Source organism: Streptococcus halitosis (assembly GCF_023147855.1).
Classification (GTDB): domain Bacteria; phylum Bacillota; class Bacilli; order Lactobacillales; family Streptococcaceae; genus Streptococcus; species Streptococcus halitosis_B.
The window spans coordinates 1-23427 of record NZ_JAHXOP010000002.1; the positions used below are offsets into that span (position 1 = coordinate 1).

General features: G+C 40.7%; 19 protein-coding genes. 3 read left to right on the top strand and 16 right to left on the bottom strand.

The features are described 5' to 3' along the window. Together KZX55_RS04410 and pflB are read right to left on the bottom strand one after the other, a co-directional pair. On the bottom strand, positions 1 to 1885 hold a 1885-nt coding region (locus tag KZX55_RS04410), incomplete at its 3' end, for a Spy0128 family protein (RefSeq protein ID WP_248025071.1). A 318-nt stretch (positions 1886 to 2203) separates the two neighbouring features. Then, entirely contained in the window at positions 2204 to 4519 is a 2316-nt protein-coding gene (gene pflB / locus KZX55_RS04415) for a formate C-acetyltransferase (RefSeq protein ID WP_000260616.1), read from the bottom strand. 237 nt (positions 4520 to 4756) lie between these two features. Here pflB and dinB point away from each other — a divergent pair, with 237 nt between their 5' ends. Further along, positions 4757 to 5818, top strand: a complete 1062-nt coding sequence (gene dinB, locus KZX55_RS04420) for a DNA polymerase IV (RefSeq protein WP_084875903.1) — start codon at positions 4757 to 4759, stop codon at positions 5816 to 5818. 33 nt (positions 5819 to 5851) lie between these two features. Here dinB and KZX55_RS04425 read toward each other — a convergent pair whose 3' ends face one another. Next, on the bottom strand, positions 5852 to 6697 hold the full coding sequence (locus KZX55_RS04425) for an undecaprenyl-diphosphate phosphatase (protein ID WP_000280786.1): 846 nt from the start codon (positions 6695 to 6697) through the stop codon (positions 5852 to 5854). Positions 6698 to 6756: 59 nt separating this feature from the next. After that, positions 6757 to 8649: a DUF2207 domain-containing protein gene (locus KZX55_RS04430; RefSeq protein WP_045617699.1), complete on the bottom strand. Its 1893-nt coding sequence runs from the start codon at positions 8647 to 8649 to the stop codon at positions 6757 to 6759. A gap of 130 nt (positions 8650 to 8779) precedes the next feature. Between KZX55_RS04430 and KZX55_RS04435 the strand changes: the two genes are divergently transcribed. Continuing rightward, positions 8780 to 10348 carry an ABC transporter substrate-binding protein/permease gene (locus KZX55_RS04435; protein WP_248025079.1) on the top strand — a complete coding sequence of 523 codons (1569 nt, stop codon included), beginning with the start codon at positions 8780 to 8782 and terminating at the stop codon, positions 10346 to 10348. After that, on the top strand, positions 10345 to 11085 hold the full coding sequence (locus tag KZX55_RS04440; RefSeq protein WP_000193355.1) for an amino acid ABC transporter ATP-binding protein: 741 nt from the start codon (positions 10345 to 10347) through the stop codon (positions 11083 to 11085). The genes KZX55_RS04435 and KZX55_RS04440 overlap by 4 nt, the downstream gene beginning before the upstream one ends. Before the next feature lie 92 nt (positions 11086 to 11177). Here the strand turns inward: KZX55_RS04440 and KZX55_RS04445 are convergent, their stop codons facing one another. The 12 genes from KZX55_RS04445 to KZX55_RS04500 form a co-directional block, all read right to left on the bottom strand. Next, positions 11178 to 11393: a hypothetical protein gene (locus tag KZX55_RS04445; RefSeq protein ID WP_000241003.1), complete on the bottom strand. Its 216-nt coding sequence runs from the start codon at positions 11391 to 11393 to the stop codon at positions 11178 to 11180. Between the two features lie 106 nt (positions 11394 to 11499). Continuing rightward, the gene (locus KZX55_RS04450) at positions 11500 to 12396 is read right to left on the bottom strand and encodes an SPFH domain-containing protein (RefSeq protein WP_000244068.1); all 897 of its coding nucleotides are present in this window, start codon (positions 12394 to 12396) and stop codon (positions 11500 to 11502) included. Between the two features lie 82 nt (positions 12397 to 12478). Further along, positions 12479 to 13729, bottom strand: coding sequence for a threonine ammonia-lyase IlvA (ilvA, locus tag KZX55_RS04455; RefSeq protein WP_033585759.1), 1251 nt, complete (start codon positions 13727 to 13729; stop codon positions 12479 to 12481). 76 nt (positions 13730 to 13805) lie between these two features. Beyond that, positions 13806 to 14828, bottom strand: coding sequence for a ketol-acid reductoisomerase (gene ilvC, locus KZX55_RS04460; RefSeq protein WP_000290683.1), 1023 nt, complete (start codon positions 14826 to 14828; stop codon positions 13806 to 13808). Between the two features lie 91 nt (positions 14829 to 14919). Next, on the bottom strand, positions 14920 to 15396 hold the full coding sequence (ilvN, locus tag KZX55_RS04465) for an acetolactate synthase small subunit (RefSeq protein ID WP_001253806.1): 477 nt from the start codon (positions 15394 to 15396) through the stop codon (positions 14920 to 14922). Then, the gene (locus tag KZX55_RS04470) at positions 15389 to 17089 is read right to left on the bottom strand and encodes an acetolactate synthase large subunit (RefSeq protein WP_248025088.1); all 1701 of its coding nucleotides are present in this window, start codon (positions 17087 to 17089) and stop codon (positions 15389 to 15391) included. The genes ilvN and KZX55_RS04470 overlap by 8 nt, the downstream gene beginning before the upstream one ends. A gap of 330 nt (positions 17090 to 17419) precedes the next feature. Continuing rightward, complete coding sequence (gene fusA / locus KZX55_RS04475) at positions 17420 to 19501, bottom strand: elongation factor G (protein WP_000090342.1); 2082 nt, start codon at positions 19499 to 19501, stop codon at positions 17420 to 17422. Between the two features lie 279 nt (positions 19502 to 19780). Then, complete coding sequence (gene rpsG / locus KZX55_RS04480) at positions 19781 to 20251, bottom strand: 30S ribosomal protein S7 (RefSeq protein WP_000087873.1); 471 nt, start codon at positions 20249 to 20251, stop codon at positions 19781 to 19783. A 19-nt stretch (positions 20252 to 20270) separates the two neighbouring features. Next, positions 20271 to 20684, bottom strand: coding sequence for a 30S ribosomal protein S12 (rpsL, locus tag KZX55_RS04485; RefSeq protein WP_001142332.1), 414 nt, complete (start codon positions 20682 to 20684; stop codon positions 20271 to 20273). 303 nt (positions 20685 to 20987) lie between these two features. Continuing rightward, the gene (locus KZX55_RS04490) at positions 20988 to 21587 is read right to left on the bottom strand and encodes a response regulator transcription factor (protein WP_000772065.1); all 600 of its coding nucleotides are present in this window, start codon (positions 21585 to 21587) and stop codon (positions 20988 to 20990) included. A gap of 1 nt (position 21588) precedes the next feature. Continuing rightward, on the bottom strand, positions 21589 to 22686 hold the full coding sequence (locus KZX55_RS04495; protein ID WP_109289631.1) for a sensor histidine kinase: 1098 nt from the start codon (positions 22684 to 22686) through the stop codon (positions 21589 to 21591). Positions 22687 to 22690: 4 nt separating this feature from the next. Beyond that, the gene (locus KZX55_RS04500) at positions 22691 to 23425 is read right to left on the bottom strand and encodes an ABC transporter permease (RefSeq protein WP_033605883.1); all 735 of its coding nucleotides are present in this window, start codon (positions 23423 to 23425) and stop codon (positions 22691 to 22693) included. Positions 23426 to 23427: the final 2 nt, after the last annotated feature.

The window sequence follows — 23427 nt, forward strand, 5'->3', positions numbered from 1 at the left end:
CTGCTACAACCGCATCTTTTTCTTTCAATTCGAAAGTATAAGCGTCTGCCACAAGCTCTTTACCATTCAAGACTTTCTTAGCCTTGATTGTCGCGCTTGTTGAAGCGGCTTTATAAGTGTTAGTGAAAGTTGGTTCTGCTGAAGTAACAGAAGCTGTCAATACTCCACCTTGGAATGCTGCTGTTACAGTAACTTCCTTACCTTCTTCATCAAAAGTGATACCATTGATTGCTGTTGATGTATCTTCTTTGATGACGTAGTGGTAAGTTCCCGCACCTTTCAACTCGATATTCTCAAAGGTAATCGTTCCATCAGCTTTTGATTTCGCTGTGGCTACTGGAGTCTTCAAGTTCTCTGCTGTATATAGGTTAAAGGTAAACTCATCCGCTTTTGGAAGTTTATCTGTACGACCTTCTACCACTTTCTTAGCTGTTACATTGAACACAGCTGGAACAGGTTCGTCCTTAAGGTTGATCGTAGAACCTGCTGCTCCGAGTTTGACTGTATACTCTTTTTCATCTAGCTTATAGCCAGCTGGAGCAGTCTTCTCTTTGATCTTGAACGTTTTACCTTCCCATTTCTGATCATAAGTTTTAGTAAGCGCTACTCCTTTTTCATTCGTAGTCACTTCTGTTGTTTCACTTGCATCATCTGCTGCTGTCACAGTATAAACTGCTCCTTGAACAGGTGTAAGAGTGAACGCGTCTGTCTTATTAATCTTAATTTGGTAAGCTGTAGATGCTACAATGGTACCAGAAATCAAAGATGTTGCTTCCGCTTTCATGCTAAGCGCACCTGGGCGACTTGTATTTTGTGCAAGTTTTGTTCCGTCCGCAAGAGACAAAGCTACGATATTTGCTACTTTCGTACCATCATTCGGAGTGGTAGTACTGTAAGTAACAAAGTAAGATGTCGTTCCATCTTTAAAGGTTATATCAAATGAAGTATAGTTTTCATTCCAATCAACCGTATATTCTTTTCCCTCAGATAATAATACAGCATCATCAGGAACAGCGGACGTTCCACCAGTAATATCCGCCCTGTAAACTCTCAAAGTTTCTGGTATGTATTGAGCGGGAGTATAGGATGTATCGTCGTTTGGAATCGTATCGTGTAGAACAATGTTCTGTCCAAAATCTTGTTTTTCCGTATTTACACGTACCCTCCAGTTTGAAACAGCATCTCCTTTGCTAACTGATCCAATAGCTGCTAATTTTTCAGAAGTCCAATTGTCACGTGATGCCTGACCCCCTGCCTTTGCATAGTTCTCAGTCCCAACTTTAGGACCTGAAATCGTTTTCGAACTATAAACATGTTTAATTTCTTGCTTCATTGAAGAAGAATTAAAATTAATTGGAGTTTTATTTTGATCCTTTAAGAATCTAAATGATGCAGAAAAGTTACCAAATACATCCTTTACTTTGTCTCCTCCAGTTTTAGCCAAGTATTTATCCAGGTTCTTCAAGGTTATCTTTGCCTTGCCACCTTGGTCATTACCATTTGATGTGACTACTGCCTCTCCTATAGCTACTTGAGTAACCGGATCAATCAACTCCTGATTACCATTATAAACCGTCATGGGAGCCGGAATATCAAAAGTAAAATAATCCCCGTTATTCAAGTTCTCATTGTACTGCTTGAGATCGAACGTCACGCGAAGCTTATATGCTAAATTCGTACGAAGCGAGAAATCTCCTTCTGAACTCACATTTTGCTTAGTATCTGAAGCATCTAACAGATCAATACCTGTAATTACTTGTGTCAATTCTTTTGAAACAGGATTATCTGCTTTAACAATGCCTATCAAAACAGATGCTAGGCCTAAAATAGCAAAAGCTAACGCAGAAAATTTAGGAAGCATGTTTAACGCTTTGCTTTTCGACATCTCTTCTCCTCTTTTCTATATGAAATTTTTATTTCTAATCTCCCTAAGAGATTACATCATACCATTTTGACAATCCCTATCACTAACTAGAGTTTATCCATTATATTATAACATCTCAATACAATCTATTCAAGTTTAATAACTAGAAAATATATTTTTATAAGATTTTATTATATTACTCTCTCGAATTTCAACACATTGTCACCAGAATTAACAAAATCTCTCAGTATTTTTCATATGATATGTCGAAAATTTATCTTTTAGATATAGAAGAAAGCCAGTCCTATAGACTAGCTTTCTTTCCATTCTAATTGAATCTTAGCTCAATGCGTCATCCATTGAAAGAACTTCGTGGAAGACACGTTGTGTCAATTCAGTTTTTTGTTCTGGAGTGAGGTATTTAGTGTTTACACAGTATCCTGAGATACGAACGATGACATCTTCGCCATTCATAATCTTGTCATAAACATCTTTCAAGTCCATTACGTTCAAGTTACAGTGTTGTCCACCGTTTTCGAAGTAACCATCAAGGATTGTTACCAAGTTGTCCACTTGTTCGTCACGAGTTTTACCAAGAGCACGAGGTGAAACTTGAGTTGTCAATGAGATACCATCAGCTGCGTAACCAAAGTCAAGGCTAGCAAGTGAGTTCAAGTTTTGCAACCATCCACCTTTAGCTTTGTTAGATGGGTTAGCACCTGGTGAGAAGAATTCAAGTTTAGACAAGTTCACAGAACCATCTTCGTTGAGGTATACGCCTTTGTGGACTGGTGAGTTACCAGTTTGTTTAGAGTAAGCAACGTTAGATGTGATGGTCAAAAGTGATACTGTGGCTTCTGCGTTCTTGTAGAGTTTGTGGCTACGTAGACGAGTTGTGTAAGCTTCAATCAACCATTCTGCCAATTCGTTTGAGCGTGGATCATCTTCACCCCAACGTGGGTATTCACCGATTGTTTCGTAATCGTAGATGTAGCCATTTTCGTCACGGATTGGTTTAACTGTAGCGTATTTGATTGCTGACAATGTATCAACAGTGTTGGCAAATCCACAGATACCGAATCCCATGTTTGCACGTTGTTTAGTTGGCAAGAAGGCCATTTGAACAGCTTCGTAGTTGTACTTATCAGTCATGTAGTGGATGATGTTCAAAGCATCTACGTAAGTGTCAGTCAACCAGTCAAGAGATTTTTCAAAGTTAGCTTTAACTGATTCGAATTCAAGAACTTCGTCACGGATTGGTTCGATGTCAAATACCTTGTAGTCTTTGTGAACATCGTCGTAACCACCGTTCAAACCAGTAAGAAGGGCTTTCAATACGTTAACACGAGCACCGAAGTACTGGATGTTGTGACGTTGTTCTTCATTTTCTGGGTCAAGTGGAGATACACAACATGAGATACAGCTCATTTCACCGTATCCGTCTTTAGCCATTGTTGTAACACCTTCATATTGGATTGAAGAGTGTTTGTGGCTCATGTGCATACAGTAACGACGGAAGCTATAAGGTAATTTGTCAGTCCAAAGAACTGTCAAGTTTGGTTCTGGAGAGTTACCGATATTGTCAAGAGTATTCAAGAAACGGTAGTCCATCTTAGTAACACGGTGACGACCGTCGTTACCCATACCAGCCATAGAAGTTGTGATGAAGGTTGGGTCACCTGAGTACAATTGGTCATAAGCTTTTGTACGAGCAAATTTAACTGTACGAAGTTTCATAACGAAATCATCAACGAATTCTTGGATTTCTGATTCAGTAAATGTACCACGAGCAAGGTCACGTTCTGCAAAGATATCGAGTACGATTGGCACACGTCCTAGAGATGTTGCAGCACCGTTGATAACACGGCAGACAGCCATGAAGGCGATGTTCACCCATTGGATAGCTTCTTTGACGTTCATCGCTGGTTTGCGAACGTCAACACCGTAAAGGTCACCCAAGCGAACAACTTGTTGCAATGCTTGGTATTGAAGGTTTACTTCTTCGCGAAGACGGATTGTTTCTTCATCAATTTCTTTAATTGCATTCCAGTCGTTTACTTTTTCTTGCATCAAGTAGTCTGCACCGTAAAGAGCAAGACGTGCGTAAACACCGATGATACGTCCACGTGAGTAAGCATCTGGAAGACCAGTTACAGTGTGAGCGTGACGAGCACGACGGATATTTGAAGTGTAAGCACGGAAAATACCGTCGTTAACTGTTGTTACGTATTTTGTGAAGATTTCGTGAACAGCTGGATCTGGTTCGTATCCATTTTCTTTTAAAGTAGTTTCAGCCATACGGATACCACCTTTTGGCATGAAGTTCAATTTGAAGAGTTCATCGTTTTGGATACCAAAAATCAATTCGTTTTCTTTGTCGATAAATCCAGCAGGAATATCAGCAATAGATGTTGGACGAGTGTCCATTGGGAAACGAGTTTCTTCGTAATGTGCTTTTGTTTCTTCTACAATTTTTTTGATGTGAAGTGAACGTTCTGTTGGTCCAGCAAGGAAACTTTCATCTCCATCGTAAGGTGTATAGTTAGCTTGAACGAAGCGAGAAATACTTGCTTTTTCTTTCCAATCTACGCCTTTGAAGCCTTCCCAAGCTTTATCAAAAATATCTTGTGCTTCAACAACTGTCTTAACAACCATGTTAATGTCCTCATTTTTCTTTCTAGTAACAACTATCTGTTACATTCATAAGTCAAGTATACCACACAGTAACCGATTTCAACAAGGAGAAAACAGCCTTTTTAGCGCTTTCTTTTATAATACAGGCTGTTTTTTGATATTATCTGTATTATATTTTTGAAAGTTAGACTACTCTTTTCCATTTTTTCAGAAAAAACGGTATAATGAGAAAGAAAATACGGCTAGAAAGGAAGCTAAATGCTCATATTTCCATTGATTAATGATTTGTCTAGAAAAATCATCCATATCGACATGGATGCCTTTTTTGCTGCGGTGGAAATCAGAGATAATCCTAAGTTAAAGGGCAAACCTGTCATCATCGGGAGTGACCCCAGACAAACAGGTGGACGTGGTGTCGTTTCTACCTGTAGCTATGAGGCGCGAGCTTTTGGTGTTCATTCAGCCATGAGCTCTAAAGAAGCTTATGAGCGCTGTCCCCAAGCTATCTTTATCTCAGGAAATTATGAAAAGTATAAGACTGTGGGACTTGAGATTCGTGCTATTTTTAAACGCTACACTGATTTGATTGAACCTATGAGTATTGACGAGGCATACTTGGATGTAACGGAAAATAAACTCGGTATCAAGTCAGCTGTCAAAATAGCCCGCCTCATCCAACAAGATATCTGGCAGGAACTACACCTGACTGCTTCTGCAGGCGTCTCTTATAACAAATTCTTAGCTAAAATGGCTAGTGACTATCAAAAACCACATGGTTTAACAGTCATCCTCCCAGATCAGGCTGAGGATTTTCTCAAACAAATGGACATTGCTAAATTTCACGGTGTGGGCAAAAAAACAGTTGAACGGCTTCATGAAATGGGCATTTATACTGGTGAAGACTTATTGGCTGTTTCTGAAGTCACTTTAATCGATCGGTTTGGTAGACTTGGTTTTGATCTTTATCGAAAGGCTAGGGGCATTCATAATTCACCGGTCAAGGCCAATCGTATTCGCAAGTCCATTGGCAAGGAAAAAACCTACGGAAAAATCCTGCAAGTAGAAGAAGACATCAAAAAAGAGCTGACTCTTCTCTCCGAAAAGGTAGCTCTCAATCTCAGCACGCAGGACAAAGCTGGAAAAATCATTATCCTCAAAATACGATATGCTGACTTTTCCACTCTAACTAGACGAAAAAGCCTCCCAAAAGCAACACAGGACGCTAGTCAGATTTCTCAAACTGCCCTTCAACTCTACGAAGAACTAGCTGAAAAAGAAAAAGGCATCCGTTTACTAGGAGTCACAGTAACAGGATTTTAAAAAGCTTGAAGGAAGATTCCCTCAAGCTTTTTCTTATACAAATAAACGCACAAAACTATAGAGCAACAAGACACTACCGAGTACGATACGGTATTTACCAAAGAGGGTAAAGTCGTGCTTCTTCACATAGCCAGTCAAGAAGCGAATAGCAACCATGCTGACCGCGAAGGCAACACCCATAGCAACCAAAAGCAGGAATAGTTGTCCAAAACTCAAAAGTTGACCTGCTTTTATAAATTTAAAAATCTTTAAAGCACTAGCCCCAAACATAACAGGAATTCCGAGATAGAAGGTAAACTCTGTTACGACAGAGCGACTTGTTCCATTCAACAAACCACCAACGATAGTTGCACCTGAACGGCTCGTTCCTGGGAAGAGGGCGAGGACTTGGAAAAGTCCGATATAGAGAGCTGTCTTGTAGGGAAGCTTTTCAAGTTCTGTAACTGTTGGTTCAATAGCTTGCGCCTTGTTCCGTTTTTCAAGATAGATAAAGGCAACCCCATAGATAATCAACATAATAGCAACTGATACCATATTATGAAAATGAGTGTCAAACCAATCATCCAGCTTAAAGACTAACAATAAAGGCAAGGTCGCAACGAGGACTTTTGACCACAATTGCCAAGTTCGACGGACTTCTACCTTATTTTTACCAGGTTTGAAAGGATTAAGCTTGTTAAAGTAAATCACCATAACCGCTAAGATAGCGCCGAGCTGAATGACAACATTAAACATTGACATGAAGGCTTCATTTTGGTCCTTGTATTGTACAAATTCTTCAACCAAGATTAAGTGACCAGTACTTGAAATGGGCAACCATTCTGTAATTCCTTCAACAATCCCAAAAAAGATCGACTTCAAAATTTCAATAAGATACATGTATTACTCCTTTTTCTGTCCTCTATTATAGCATAATTTCGGATGTTGCGATAGATTTTTTAGAAAGCACCGATGCTACCACCGCCTCCGCCTCCTGAGAATCCTCCACCTGAAGAACCACTTCCAGAAGAGACGGAGTAATTGCTTGCTGTATTTGCGACCGCTGCATAGTATTTCATCTGTCCAGTATAGGTATGAAGTTGCGTATGCCAGCCATAGACAATGTAACTGTCCAAGTCTGGATTCTCAAGATGGATTTGCCGAACTTTCATTAACTGGCTGACCTTCTTGGCATAACCAAAAAGAGTCGCATAGACCAGAAGGCGATTCCAAAGGACGATACTCTCCAACTCAGCCTTGTCTAGACGGGCGATATTGCGAAGCATGTTTTCAAAACTCTTCCAGTGATAGTAAACCTCTGCCCCTTCATCTGTCAAGACGCCATTATCATAATACCCGTATGTTACAACATAAATTAGCACTAAAATAATGGAAGCAAGTAATCCCAAAAAGAGGAGGTAGAACGAAACAAAACCATACGTGTTCCAACTACAGTAGAAGAATAGCCAGCTCCCTACGGCTGAACCAATTAATCCAATCCACATAGCCAGAGATAGTTTCTTCTCACCCGTACTCAAAGGACGGTAATAATTTGGAATACGCAACGCATGCACCTTGTCTTTGACGCGCTTTTCAATGTTAGAGATGCGTCTATCAAACGAACGTTTCAGCTGCTTTCCTATCTCCTGAACCTGCTTTGCATCCTTTTTAGAAACTCCACGATAAATACTTGGTGAAACCTGATAATCTGAAAACAGATCCGAAATCGCTAACTCTTTCTTATCTGAAAAGCAGAGTGTCAGACATTCCTTCTCAAAATTTGCCAATCCACTTTCATTTATGATTTTAAGAATTGGCTCTTTTTCCCCTTTCTTAATAGCCAAATGCCCTCTATCTACTAGATCCAGCAAAGTAGCCTGAATGACTCGTTCAAATGTAAAACGACCAAATCCTTTTGCTCCCGGTTTCATTTCGCTCAGTGATAAGGAATATACACTCTCTGCTAAAACCATTGGCGGCCAATCCATAGGTGGCTCATAGAGACGATGGTTCTTAGCAAATTTCTTCTTGGGACTAATTTCTTTTTTGAAACGTTTATAAAAGATTAAACCGACAAACAGAAGAACCGTCAAAACAATTGGAATAAGCCACATCATCACAATCTTGTCCGAAGCTTTTTCACTTGCTATTTCAAGCTCAACTCTTTTAAACCAAATGAGGTTATCAGATACCAATCCTTGATCTGGAGCTTCTGAAAAAGCACTTCTCGGCCAGTAAGCATGTAGTTCCACCTGACGATTTCTCGGAAGATCTTTCATCTTGACCTGGTAGAAATCATTTACCTTTTTGACACTAGCTTCCTTAAAGAGTTTTCCTGTATGGAAATAGAGTTTCTCTGCTGGATTTTCAGAGCTGACCTTGAACTCAAACTCTTTAATATCTCCAGAACTATCTGTCAAGGGTTGCCAATTTAGCTCAGCGATATCCTGATATAAGAAGAGAAGATTTGTTAGTTTCCAGGTAACCGTCACCCGAACAGTATCCCCGGCATATCCAGCATTGTAAATTTTTACCTTGTAGCCGTCCTCTTCCTCCATAGTATAGAAGGAAACATTTTGAATAATTTGCCCATTTTTAGACACTTGAACGGTCGGGTCCGGATCAATGTCAAATCCCTCTGGCATTTTCCCAGCTTTTCCTAGTCCAACTAGCTGGCCATTATAATCATCTCCAAAACGGTAGGTGATTGTTTCCTTAAAAATTGCAGTATTATCTGCATGAATATTCAAATCACCCTGATAGGATAAAATATCAAAGTCTACTGCAAAAACTAAGCTCGGTATAAATAATAAACAAGCAAATACCAAAGTCACCAGCCATCTTTTTTTCATAATCGATTCCCTTTCAATCTTTTCACCATTATATCATTTTTTATAAGTAAAGGCTTACTTGTATTGAAAATCTCACCATTTTTAGATACAATAGAGAGAAGTCATTTTTAGACTAGAAATAGGAGAAAACATGAAAAAATTATGCTTATCTATTCTTGCTAGCCTAGCCCTTACATTAGGACTGGTTAGCCAAGTCCAAGCCGACGAATATTTACGCATCGGGATGGAAGCAGCTTACGCTCCCTTCAACTGGACCCAAGACGACGATAGTAATGGTGCTGTCAAAATCGACGGTACCAACCAATATGCCAACGGCTATGATGTTCAAATCGCTAAAAAGATTGCCAAAGATCTAGGTAAGGAACCTTTGGTCGTGAAAACCAAGTGGGAAGGACTTGTTCCAGCCCTTACTTCTGGCAAAATCGATATGATCATTGCCGGTATGAGCCCAACCGCTGAACGTAAACAAGAAATTGCCTTTTCAAACAGTTACTATACTAGCGAGCCAGTTCTATTGGTTAAAAAGGACTCTGCCTATGCAAATGCCAAATCTTTGGAAGATTTTAGCGGAGCAAAAATCACTTCTCAACAAGGTGTTTACCTTTATGATTTGATTTCTCAAATTCCAGGTGCCAAAAAAGAAACAGCTATGGGCGACTTCGCTCAAATGCGTCAAGCTCTGGAAGCCGGTGTTATTGATGCCTATGTTTCGGAACGCCCTGAAGCACTGACTGCTGAAGCCGCTAACTCTAAGTTCAAGATGGTCCAAGTAGAACCCGGTTTCAAAACTGGCGAAGAAGATACAGCTATTGCCATTGGACTTCGTAAAGATGACAGCCGCATCAGCCAAATCAATGCGAGTATTGAAACCATCTCCAAAGATGAACAAGTTGCTCTGATGGATCGTATGATTCAGGAGCAACCTGCCGAAGCCACAACAACTGAAGAAAGTAGCAGTAATTTCTTCAGCCAAGTTGCTAAAATTCTTTCTGAAAACTGGCAACAGCTCGTGCGCGGCGCAGGTGTCACTCTTTTAATCTCAATCATCGGAACTATCGTAGGTCTCATTATCGGTCTTGCCATTGGTGTCTTCCGTACGGCTCCTCTCTCTGAAAACAAAGCCATTTACAGCCTACAAAAACTAGTCGGTTGGATTCTCAATGTCTATATTGAAATCTTCCGTGGTACACCGATGATTGTTCAATCCATGGTTATCTACTATGGAACTGCTCAAGCTTTCGGAATCAACCTTGACCGGACACTTGCAGCCATTTTCATCGTCTCAATCAACACGGGTGCCTACATGACAGAAATCGTTCGTGGTGGTATTCTAGCAGTTGACAAGGGACAGTTCGAAGCTGCAACCGCTCTTGGTATGACCCACAATCAAACCATGCGTAAGATTGTCCTTCCTCAGGTTGTCCGTAATATTCTACCTGCTACTGGTAATGAGTTTGTCATCAATATCAAAGATACCTCTGTATTGAACGTTATTTCAGTTGTCGAGCTTTATTTCTCAGGAAATACTGTAGCGACGCAAACCTATCAATACTTCCAGACCTTTACCATCATTGCAGTGATTTACTTTGTCCTCACCTTCACTGTGACCCGTATCCTACGTTTTATCGAACGCTATATGGACATGGACACTTACACTACAGGTGCTAACCAAATGCAAACGGGGGATTTGAAAAAATGACACAACCAATCCTTGAAATCAAACACCTAAAAAAATCCTATGGGCAAAACGAAGTGCTAAAAGACATTTCTCTCACCGTCCATAAAGGAGAGGTTATTTCCATCATCGGAAGCTCGGGAAGCGGAAAATCAACCTTCCTTCGTTCAATCAATTTACTCGAAACACCTACAGGAGGAGAGATTCTCTATCGCGGAGAAAATGTCCTGGAAAAAGGCTATAACCTCACCCATTATCGTGAAAAGCTCGGTATGGTTTTCCAATCTTTCAATCTCTTTGAAAATCTGAATGTCCTTGAAAATACTATCGTTGCCCAAACGACTGTACTCAAACGCGACCACTCTGAAGCTGAAAAAATTGCCAAAGAGAATCTCGAAAAAGTTGGTATGGGAGAACGTTACTGGCAAGCCAAGCCTAAACAACTTTCAGGTGGACAAAAGCAACGTGTAGCTATCGCTCGTGCACTCTCCATGAATCCTGACGCCATTCTCTTTGACGAACCTACATCTGCCCTTGACCCCGAAATGGTCGGGGAAGTCCTCAAAATTATGCAGGACCTAGCTCAAGAAGGCTTGACCATGATTGTTGTAACCCACGAAATGGAATTTGCTCGCGATGTCTCCCATCGTGTCATCTTCATGGACAAGGGAGTCATTGCAGAAGAAGGTAAACCTGAAGAACTCTTCACGAACCCTAAAGAAGAACGGACAAAAGAATTCCTTCAGCGTTATCTCAATTAATAAATAAAGACTGCATAAAGAATGCAGTCTTTTTAGTTTGTAATTGTAAAGAAAAGGCAGACTCGATTCAGGAATCTGCCTGTGACCACAGTTCAATCTTCAAATTTTTCATGATTTTTTTCATAGAAATCGATTAAACTAAGAGCTGTTTCAAATGAAATATTTTTAACTTTTGCGCGTCCTTGTGCTAGGGCAATGATAGACATTTCACGCGCATTCGTTTCTTTAGAGATACGGTATCCTGTAATCTTCTTATCACGAACCCAGCCAACAACTGCTTCTACCTTTTCAAAGTTTGACTTAACCATGTTCTTCTCCTGAATTATTCTTTACAATTCTTAATTGTATACGTTTTTATTTCATCTGTCAATAAAAAAACATATATTCGTCACAACTATATTATTCTGCATATTTTTATTTGGCTTTTAAAGCCGATAATATATGAGTTCTTATATCCTCAACTCCATTAGGATTTGCTGGTAGGAAGATTGTATTATTACCTTCTTTTTCTGCAAAATTATTCAACGTATCTAAATACTGGTTCGTTAATAGGATAGACATGATTTGTTCTTCAGTCAGCTCAACATTAGCTCCCTTTAACTCTTTGATAGAATCAGCCAGTCCGTCAACAATCGCTTTACGCTGTTCTGCAATCCCTACACCATGTAGGCGATCTTTTTCTGCTTCTGCTTCTGCTGCGGTCACGATCTTAATCTTATCTGCTTCAGCAAGCTCTTGCGCCGCAACTCTCTTACGTTGAGCCGCGTTAATTTCATTCATTGATTGTTTTACTTCAGCATCAGGTTCAACCTTAGTAATCAGCGTTTTGACAATGATATACCCATACGTAGACATTTCTTCAGCCACTTGTTTTTGAACTTCTAAGGCGATTTCATCCTTCTTCTCAAACAACTCATCTAGGGTTAGCTTTGGTACAGATGAACGCAAAGCATCTTCAATATAGGATTTGATTTGGGCTTCTGGACGCATCAATTTATAATAAGCATCTGTGACATTATTTTCATTCACTCGATACTGAGTTGCCACATTCATCGTTACAAATACATTATCTTGCGTCTTTGTCTCTACAACGATTTCACTCTGCAACAAGCGTAGTTGTACTCTTGCTGCAATTCTATCAATCCCAAAGGGAGCCCGCAAATGAATACCACTATTGCTCAACTTTTGGTATTTACCAAAGCGTTCTATAATAGCGACAGATTGTTGTCGTACCACATATACAGAACTAATCGTAATCACTGATGCAATCACCACTAAAATCAATACAACAAGTAAAATTTGTAAAACCATGGGAATCTCCCCCTTTCATCAACCTCATTATAACACCATCGTTATCATTACGCAAATAATATGATAATAATTTTATTTTAGTTTAAACTAACATGTTATACAATGTTTCATTTCCATTCAAATTAATATAAGACGGGTCGAACTTTTCCATTCGATGAATCAATCCAGCATAATCATGCTTATTGGCAAGAGCTACCCCAATCAATACAGGGCCTGTCCCCTTGCTTGCTCGTTTGATATATTCAAAACGAGTGATGTCATCATTTGGCCCCAAAATGTCATTTACAAACTCTCGGAGAGCTCCTGGACGTTGTGGGAAATTCACTACAAAGTAATGCTTGATTCCATCGTAAATCAAGGCACGTTCTTCCATCTCTGGCATACGGTTGATATCGTTATTTCCTCCAGAAATGATACAGCAGATCGTCTTGCCTTTGATATAGTCTGATAAAACTTCCAAGGCTGCAACGCTGGCAGCTCCGGCTGGTTCTGCTACAATTCCTTGTTTGGAATAAAGATCAATCAAGGTTTCAGAAATCAAGCCCTCGTCCACCCCAATCAGCGTTTCAACATTCTGACAGGTCGCTTCATAGGTTAGTTGTCCAACTTTCTGCACAGCTATACCATCAGCAAATTTGTCGATTTCTTTGAGTTTAACTGGTCCTCCAGCTTCAAAGGCAGCTTTCATAGAGCGGGCCCCATTAGCTTCTACCCCGATCACTTCAATAGTCGGATTGGTTTCCTTAATATAAGTAGAAACACCAGCAATCAATCCGCCACCGCCTACTGGTACAAGTACTGTATCAAAATCGATAGACTCTTTACGAGCTTCTTCAAGAATTTCATAAGCGACAGTCCCTTGACCTGCTTGGACATGAGCATCATCAAAGGGATCAATAAAGGTACGATTTTCAGAAACTGTAAATTCTTGAGCTGCTTTAGCTGAGGCATCAAAGGTATCTCCAACTAGTTTAATGGTCACGAAGTCTCCACCAAAAAAGCGGACCTGTCCAATCTTTTGTTGCGGTGTTGTGATGGGCATAAAGATGGTTGCAGGAATCTTCATCTCATTACAAGTATAGGCGACGCCTTGAGCGTGATTTCCCGCAGAGGCACAGACTACACCACGCTCACGTTCTTCTTTTGATAGTTGAGAAATGGCATAATAGGCTCCGCGAATCTTAAAGGAACGAACACGCTGGGCATTCTCCTTCTTCAAATAAATCTTAGCACCATACTTCTCCGATAAATAATGGTCATAATCAAGCGGAGTATTGACTACTACACCACTCAATACTTTGTGAGCTTTCACCACGTCTTTTGCACTTAGCATTGTCCCCTCCTCAAATACTTTTTAAGATAAAAAGCGAGTTAGTCCCCCAACTCGCCTTCACCTTAATTTCTATCAATTAGTTATAGATTTTGAATGCATCATCGTCGTTTTTACCAACGAAAGGCATTGCTTTACGCAATTCTGCACCAACTTTTTCAATTTCAAGGTTCGCTGCTTGTTCACGGTAAGCAGTCAATTTTGGACGTCCAGCCTTGTAGTCATTTACAAAGTCATTTGCAAATTTACCATTTTGGATATCTGCCAAGACAGCTTTCATATTTTCTTTAACTTGCTCAGTAATCACACGTGGACCTGATACATAGTCACCGTATTCAGCAGTGTTAGAAATTGATTGACGCATTTTCTTGAATCCACCTTCATAGATCAAGTCAACGATCAATTTCATTTCATGAAGAACTTCAAAGTAAGCCAATTCTGGGGCGTATCCTGCTTCTGTCAAGACTTCAAAGCCTGCTTCAATAAGGGCAGTCAAACCACCACAAAGTACGGCTTGTTCACCAAACAAATCTTCTTCAGTTTCTTCTTTGTAAGTTGTTTCAAGCAAACCAACACGAGCTGCTCCAACACCTTTACACCAGTCCATAGCAATATTTTTCGCATTTCCCGTAGCGTCTTGGTATACTGCATAAAGAGCTGGAACACCAAAACCTTCTTCGTAAGTACGACGTACCAAGTGTCCTGGCCCTTTAGGAGCACACATGAAGACATCTACATCTGCAGGAACTTTGATAAATTCAAAGTGGATGTTAAAACCATGGGCAAATCCAACTGCATTTCCAGCTTCCAAGTTTGGAGCGATTTCTGCTTCGTACAATTCTTGTTGGATTTCGTCTGGTGCCAAAATCATGATAACGTCAGCCAATTTAGTGGCTTCTGCTACTGTATAAGTGTCAAATCCATCTTCTTTTGCTTTGTCAAAAGATTTACCAGGACGTACACCGATGATGACATCGCGACCTGAATCACGCAAGTTTTGCGCATGCGCATGTCCTTGTGAACCATAACCGATTACGGCGATTTTTTTACCGTCAAGTGCTGCTACTTTAACATCTTTTTCGTATTCCATTTGAACTGCCATAGTTTTTTCTCTCTTTTCTATTTTTTATTGCCTTATAGGCCGGTTAAACAAATTTATGCTGGATTTTATACTCATTGAAAATCTAAGAGTATTAGTCGCGGGTAAATCCAGTTGCACCCGTACGAGCGATATTTTTAATACCATATGGTCGAATCACTCGCAATAAAGCTTCACTCTTTTCAGCATTTCCAGTCATCTGAATAGTGATGGAGCTTGGAGCCACATCTACTACCGTTGCACGGAAAGGTTGGATAATGGCCAAGATTTCTGCACGCTTTTCAGCAGGAGCAGATACCTTCACCAAGATAACTTCTCTTTCCAAGTGTGGTTTATCTGTGATATCTCGAATGCGAATCACATCAATCTGACGATTGAGCTGTTTAATGATTTGCTCTACTTCATCGTGTGAAGCTACATCGATAATGATGGTAATCCGTGATACATCAGGATTCTCTGTCGCACCAACTGAGATACTCTCAATATTGACTTGACGACGTGAAAGGACACCTGTAAAACGATTCAAAACTCCTGAACGATTTTGTAGTTTTGCTGTTAACATTCTACGCATGGAACTTCACCCCCAACATCTCATGATTACTCTTACCAGCTGGTACCATCGGTAAGACCTGTTCCTTACGAGAAATATCCACCTCGATAAACATGGGCACATCCTCCAGAATGACTTCTAGATTCTTCTCTATCGTCTCTGGATTATCAAATTTATAGTTTTTGATGCCGTAAGCCTGTGCCATCAGCTGGAAGTCAGGAAGTGTATCAAAGACTGATTCTGAAGTTCTACCCTCATAGAAGGATTCCTGCCACTGACGAACCATTCCTAGTGAGTGGTTATTCAACATGACAACCTTAATCGGCACCTTGTAGATGTTTAGGATTGCTAGCTCTTGGTTGGTCATTTGGAAACCACCATCACCGACAAAAAGGATGACCTCTTTTTCCGGATTGGCAATCTTAGCTCCGATAGCTGCAGGAACTCCGAATCCCATGGTACCCAAACCACCTGAAGTGACTAACTGGCGCTCATTTTGGTAAGGATAATACTGAGCCGTCCACATTTGGTGTTGACCAACATCAGTTACAACAATGGCATCTCCATTCGTCAACTCACCGATGCATTCAATAACGGCCTGCGGTTGAACCACACGTTCTTTCTTATCATAAGAACGGACTCGATTCTTGTCCTTGGTGACTTTTTCAATCCATTTCTCAGTATTGTTATGAACAGTTGGCTCTGCCAACAACATCTGCAAGGCTTTCTTAGCATCCCCCACCACAGGAATATCTGCACTGATAATCTTACCAATCTCAGCTGGGTCAATATCAATGTGAGCAACCTTAGCATTCTTCGCGAAGGTCTTGGGATTTCCAGTCAATCGGTCATCGAAACGGCAACCAATACTAATCATAAAGTCCGCTTCAGTCATTGCAATGTTGGCCGCGAAAGAACCGTGCATGCCTCCCATCCCTAGGAAGAGGGGATGACTCGTTGCAATCGTACCTTGCCCCAAAAGACTGGTCACTACTGGGATTTGGTAACGTTCAGCAAATTCATTGAGTTCTGTAGCTGCTTCTGCATAACTAACTCCACCACCTGCCAATAAAACAGGCTTCTTGGCTTTTGACAATTGCTTCAAAATTTTCTTGATTTGCATGTCATTTGGCTCTAGAGTCGGTTGATAACTTGGCAAATTCACTTCGGGTGAATAGATGAAGTCTGTTTCAAGAGCAGATACATCCTTAGGCAAGTCAATCACGACTGGACCTGGACGACCTGTGGTCGCGATATGGACAGCTTCCGTAATGATACGAGGAATATCAGCTGTCTCACGAACTTGGTAATTGTACTTGGTAATGGGCATGGTAATACCGACAATATCCGCCTCCTGAAAGGCATCCTTCCCAATCCCTGCTCGCGCCACCTGACCCGTAAAGACCAAAAGGGGAACGCTATCGCTCATGGCATCTGCAATCCCTGTAATGGCATTTGTAGCTCCTGGTCCACTCGTGACGACAGCAACACCCAACTTTCCAGTTGATTTGGCATATCCTTCAGCTTCGTGCAAACAACCTTGCTCATGGCGTCCTAAAATGTGACGAATGCCTTTAAAATTGTATATCGCATCATACAAAGGTAAGACTGCACCACCAGGATAGCCAAATATGGTATCAATTCCTAAATCACGAAGTGTTTCCAAAACTAGATCCGACCCCGTCTTAGGAGATTCTAAACTGATTTTCTCCATTGTTCCCCTTTCTCTTCTCTTAAAAATAGCTTGTTACTATCATACCATTTTTTCAAAAATTTTCAAGACAAAAGAAGCAATTTTCTGAATTTTCTATCTAAAAGTGTATTTATGAACTTTTTTATCATTTTTATTAACATATCATCAAAATAAGGAACTTTTCCTTGCTTTCATTTATTAAATCAGTCTAATTTCTTCGTATATGGGATGGAAGTTGGCAAGATTTTCATTTAATTCCTAAATTTCCATAATATATCCAGCAAATCTGTGTGAAATAAAGGTAATAAAAAAGGAAGCTACTAAGTGACTTCCTTCTATTGCGAAGACAGATTATTCTTCACCTTTGTTTTTCTTAATGATTTCTTCTTGTACTGACTTAGGTACATCTTCATAGTGGTCAAATACCATCATGAATGTACCACGTCCTTGAGATGCAGAACGAAGAACTGTTGCGTAACCGAACATTTCAGCAAGTGGAACGTAAGCACGAACGATTTGGCTGTTACCGTGTGCTTCCATACCATCTACACGTCCACGACGAGCAGTTACGTGACCCATAACATCACCAAGGTTTTCTTCTGGAACAGTGATTGTTACAAGCATCATTGGTTCAAGGATAGCTGGTTGTGCAGTCTTAGCAGCTTCTTTAAGTGCAAGAGATGCAGCAATCTTGAAGGCAGTTTCAGATGAGTCGACATCGTGGTATGAACCATCGTAAAGTTTAGCTTTAACGTCAACAATTGGGTAACCTGCAAGAACACCGTTAGCCATTGCTTCTACAAGACCTTTTTCAACCGCTGGGATAAATTCACGAGGAACCACACCACCGACGATTGCGTTTTCAAATTCGAATCCTTTACCTTCTTCGTTTGGAGTAAATTCAATCCATACATCACCGAATTGACCTTTACCACCAGACTGACGTTTGAAGAATCCACGTGCTTGAGTAGAAGCGCGGAATGTTTCACGGTAAGATACTTGAGGAGCACCTACGTTCGCTTCAACTTTAAACTCACGACGCATACGGTCAACAAGGACGTCAAGGTGAAGCTCACCCATACCAGAGATAACTGTTTCACCAGTTTCAACGTTTGTTTCAACGCGGAATGTTGGATCTTCTTCAGCCAATTTTTGAAGAGCGATACCCATCTTGTCTTGGTCTGCTTTAGATTTTGGCTCAACCATCAATTGGATAACTGGTTCTGGAACGTCGATTGATTCAAGGATGATTTTAGCTTTTTCATCAGTCAATGAGTCACCAGTTGTCGTATCTTTCAAACCAACGGCAGCAGCGATATCACCTGAGTAAACAGTGTCGATTTCTTTACGGCTGTTAGCGTGCATTTGAAGGATACGTCCGATACGTTCACGTTTACCTTTAGAAGTATTCAATACGTATGAACCTGATTGAAGAACACCTGAGTAAACACGGAAGAATGTCAAACGACCTACGAATGGGTCTGTCATGATCTTGAAGGCAAGAGCTGCAAATGGCTCTTCATCAGATGCTGGACGAGTTTCTTCTTCATCTGTATCTGGGTTAACACCTTTGATTGCTGGGATGTCAAGCGGGCTTGGAAGGTAGTCGATAACCGCATCAAGCATCAATTGAACACCTTTGTTTTTGAAGGCAGAACCACACAATACTGGGAAGAATTCAACATTGATAGTAGCTTTACGGATACCCGCTTTCAATTCTTCGTTAGTGATTTCTTCACCTTCGAGGTATTTCATCATCAAATCTTCATCAGTTTCAGCAACTGCTTCGATCAATTTTTCACGGTATTCTTGAGCTTGTTCAAGGTATTCAGCTGGAATATCCTCTTCAAGGATATCTGTACCAAGGTCGTTTGTATAGATTTCAGCTTTCATCTTGATCAAGTCGATGATACCACGGAAATCATCTTCAGCACCGATTGGCAATTGGATTGGGTGTGCATTCGCTTGAAGACGGTCGTGAAGTGTGCTTACTGAGTAAAGGAAGTCAGCACCGATTTTGTCCATTTTGTTAGCAAATACGATACGTGGAACTCCATACTCAGTTGCTTGACGCCAAACTGTTTCAGTTTGAGGCTCAACACCTGATTGTGAGTCAAGAACAGTAACTGCACCGTCCAATACACGAAGAGAACGTTGTACTTCAATTGTGAAGTCCACGTGCCCCGGTGTGTCGATGATGTTTACACGGTGGTTGTTCCATTGAGCTGTTGTCGCAGCAGATGTGATAGTGATACCACGTTCTTGCTCTTGCTCCATCCAGTCCATTTGTGACGCACCTTCGTGAGTTTCACCGATTTTGTGGATTTTACCAGTGTAGTAAAGAATACGCTCAGTAGTTGTTGTTTTACCGGCATCGACGTGAGCCATGATACCGATATTACGAGTTTTTTCAAGTGAAAATTCGCGTGCCATGAGGTTTGTTTCTCCTATTTATTTTTGATTTCTATTCTATTATAACACGATTTTAATAAAAACGGATAGGCAGGACCTACCCGTTCTTAATGTTTATCTTGTTTTTGTTGGTTTCAACTTGTAGACAAGTTGAATTGAACTCGGGCTAAAAGCTCAAGTTAGCTGATTTGAACCCGAGCGAGGCCCGGTGCAAAAAAGATAAACTGCTTTGTGTTCACGGAACACTGCATCAGTTTCCTATTTTTGCCTTGGGCCTTTACCGCTCTTAGTATCATTTTATTACCAACGGAAGTGTGCAAAGGCACGGTTAGCTTCAGCCATACGGTGAGTGTCTTCACGTTTCTTAACTGCTGCACCAGTATTGTTAGCAGCATCCAAGATTTCTTTTGCAAGACGGTCTTGCATTGTGTGTTCACCGCGAAGGCGAGCAATAGTTACCAACCAACGAAGTCCAAGTGTTGTACGGCGTTCTGGACGAACTTCAACTGGGACTTGGTAGTTAGATCCACCAACACGACGTGCACGTACTTCAAGTACAGGCATGATGTTTTCCATAGCTGTTTCAAATACTTCAAGTGCATCGTTGCCAGTAGCTTCTTTGATTTGCTCAAAAGCACCGTAAACGATTGAAGCAGCTGTACCACGTTTACCATCAAGCATAACGCGGTTGATAAGACGAGTAACTAGTTGTGAATTGTAAAGCGGATCTGGCAATACGTCACGTTTTGGAGCTCTATTTTTACGACTCATTTCTCTTTATCCCCTTTCCTTATGCTTTTGGACGTTTAGTACCGTATTTAGAACGGCCTTGTTTACGATCGTTAACACCTGCAGTATCAAGTGCACCACGGACGATATGGTAACGTACCCCTGGAAGGTCTTTTACACGTCCACCACGAAGAAGCACCACGCTGTGTTCTTGCAAGTTGTGTCCGATACCTGGGATATAGGCAGTAACTTCGATAAGGTTACTCAAACGTACACGAGCGAATTTACGAAGGGCAGAGTTAGGTTTTTTAGGTGTCATTGTTCCAACACGAGTTGCAACACCACGTTTTTGTGGTGAAGAAACGTTTGTTTGAACTTTTTTATGACTGTTGTAACCAACGTTCAAAGCTGGTGATTTAGATTTTTCTACTTTTGATTTACGCGGTTTGCGAACCAATTGGTTAATTGTAGGCATCTACATTCTCCTGTGTTTTTTATTTTTGGTGATGATACACTTGGTGACAGCTACCATCTGTGTGTACTTTTGCAACATTTGTCAGCACGTCCCTGTACACTTTTGAGAGACCAAAAGTAAAAAGTACCGTCTATTATTGTAACACAATTTTCCCTTCATTGTCAAGATATTTTTCATTTTTATTCTGATCTTTTAACTCTTTGACACTAGCTTTCCCCGCTTTTCTAAACCAGAAAAAGAGGCAATTTGCCTCCTCCTGTCTAGTATGGATTTCCTTCAATTTAGCAATCATTTGAGTTGTTATCAAAGCCAACCAGATTCTTTTGCAATGTTGGCTGCCTCTGTTCGATTACCAGCATCTAGTTTCGAAAGAATATTGGTGACATAGTTTCGGACGGTTCCATTTGATAGATAAAGCTGATCCGCGATTTCTTGATTAGACAAGCCCTGAGCAATCCCCTTTAAAACAGCGATTTCTTGTTCTGTTAACGGGTTAGGGTGCGTCATCACCACTTCCATCAATTCAGGCGAATATTCCTTGCGTCCTTCGAGAACAGTGTGCAAGGTTTGCATGAGGTCTGCAATGCTTCTTTCTTTCAAGACATAAGCATCCACTCCAGCCTTGACCGCACGTTCAAAATATCCGGGACGTTTGAAGGTCGTCACCACAACTACCTTTGTTTCTAGCTTTTCTGCTCGTATCCACTCCAAGACTTCGAGGCCTGTCTTAACAGGCATTTCTACGTCAAGAATGGCGATATCCACAGACTCTTTTTCTAAAAGTTGGATTGCTTCTTGGCCATCCTTGGCTTGTAGGACAGACTCTACATCTGGTTGAAAGGTAAGCAACTGGCACATAGCATCTCGCAACATACTTTGATCTTCTGCAACAAGTAGTTTCATCTTAGTTTCTCTCCTTATAAGGTAGCCGAACCTGCACTTCAGTAGGCTGCTTTTGACTGATCACCTTTACTTCTCCTGAAAATGGAAGGACACGGTCTCGAACGGTATGGAGCTCATCCCCTTTTAGAGAAGCAAATCCACAGCCATTATCTCTCACTGTTAGAATGAGTTCTTTCTCTGTTCGTTCTAATTTTAAGTAGGCTTTCGATGCTTTGGCATGTTTGATGATGTTGGTCACTAACTCAAGTAAAATCATGGAGGCCGTTGATTCTAACTCCTGAGTTAGGCTAGCTGTATCTAGTTGGTGATTGATTTCCGTTTCAATTCCTGCAATTTCCAGCATTTTTTTAACAGTCGCAAATTCGGAAGCAAGGGTTCTTGTTTTAAGATTTTCGATAATTGTACGAACTTCATTCATGGATTCTTTACTGATCTGATGAATTTCTTTTAATTCTTTTTCCACTTGAGGATAGGCCTGCATTTGGAGAAGCTGGAGGGCAAGGTCCGTCTTCACACTCAACATGGCAAAAGTATGGCCTAGGCTGTCATGGAGGTCCTGACCGATACGACTGCGTTCATTTTCAGCCAAGAAAAGATTAAGCTTGGCATTTTGTTTCATCTTTTCTTCTTTTAACTCTTCTGCTATACGAATTCGATAGAGACCAAAAGTCAAGGCATCAGAAAAGACAAAAGTCACCAAGAAAAAGAGGAGTTGCCAGGGACTAACTTGATCGACCATATAAATCCCTGTCAAAATCAAGGGTTGCAAGACAATAAAACTGACAAAACGCCAAGAGTGAAAAGATATCTCATCCAGTTGGTAAATGAGGAGGTTTGATAAATAAAAGATAAACCAAGCGAAGCTCCCATTCAGCCAGACGGAACTGTAAAAAATGTAGGCAAGCATGATCCACCAAGCCAGCCACTGCACGGTGCGATTCTGACTGACTAAAACCGAATAGAAAGCTAGGACAAATAGTAGAGTCCATAACAAGGTTAAAAGCGGGTACTCTCCAACAATGACACCCGCTATAGGAAAGATGATAAACACTGTTGAAATATGAAACATATAATGAGTGTTTTTTAATTTTTCCAACATAGATTTATTTTACCTCGATCCGTTTTTTCAGTTGGATGACCAAGACACCAAAGAAAACTGTATAACCTAGTACAACCAAGGCAGCAAGAATGTTAAACTCGTGGTGCTCCAAATAAGTAGAGACAACCTGCATCAGTTGATAGGTTGGGGTCAGTTTTCCAATGGATTGGAGCCATTCTGGGAAGGAACTCAAAGGGAACCAGAGTCCACCGAGGACAGCCAAAGCAATGTAGGCAATATTTCCAATAACCGTCATCAGTTGGGCGCTGGGAAGCAAGCTCACCAATACCCCCATGCTGATAAAGACCACGCTTCCGACCAGCAAAACAACTCCAATCACCAACCAATCAAGCCAAGGCAGAGTCACTCCACGGACAAAATGACCAACCGAAAAGACAACTATAATTGATAACAAGAAAGTCAGCAGAGTACTGAACAGTTTTGATACATAATATTCTACCATAGATACAGGAGAATGTTGAAGCAATTTTTGCCAGTTATTCGTCTTGTCAGACTCGAGTGTGCTAGGGATACTGAAAAAGGCGCTTGACATGATACTAAAGAGCGTCATGGCAAAAAGATAGGCTTTAAGAACAATTTCTGGAACATCTGATCCTGACATCATACCAGAAAATATAAGGTAAAACACACTTGGAAGTCCGATGGATAGCAAGTAGTAGACTGCTTGCCGTTTCATCTGAATGATTTCCACTTTCATGAGACTTGTCATATTTTTCATCA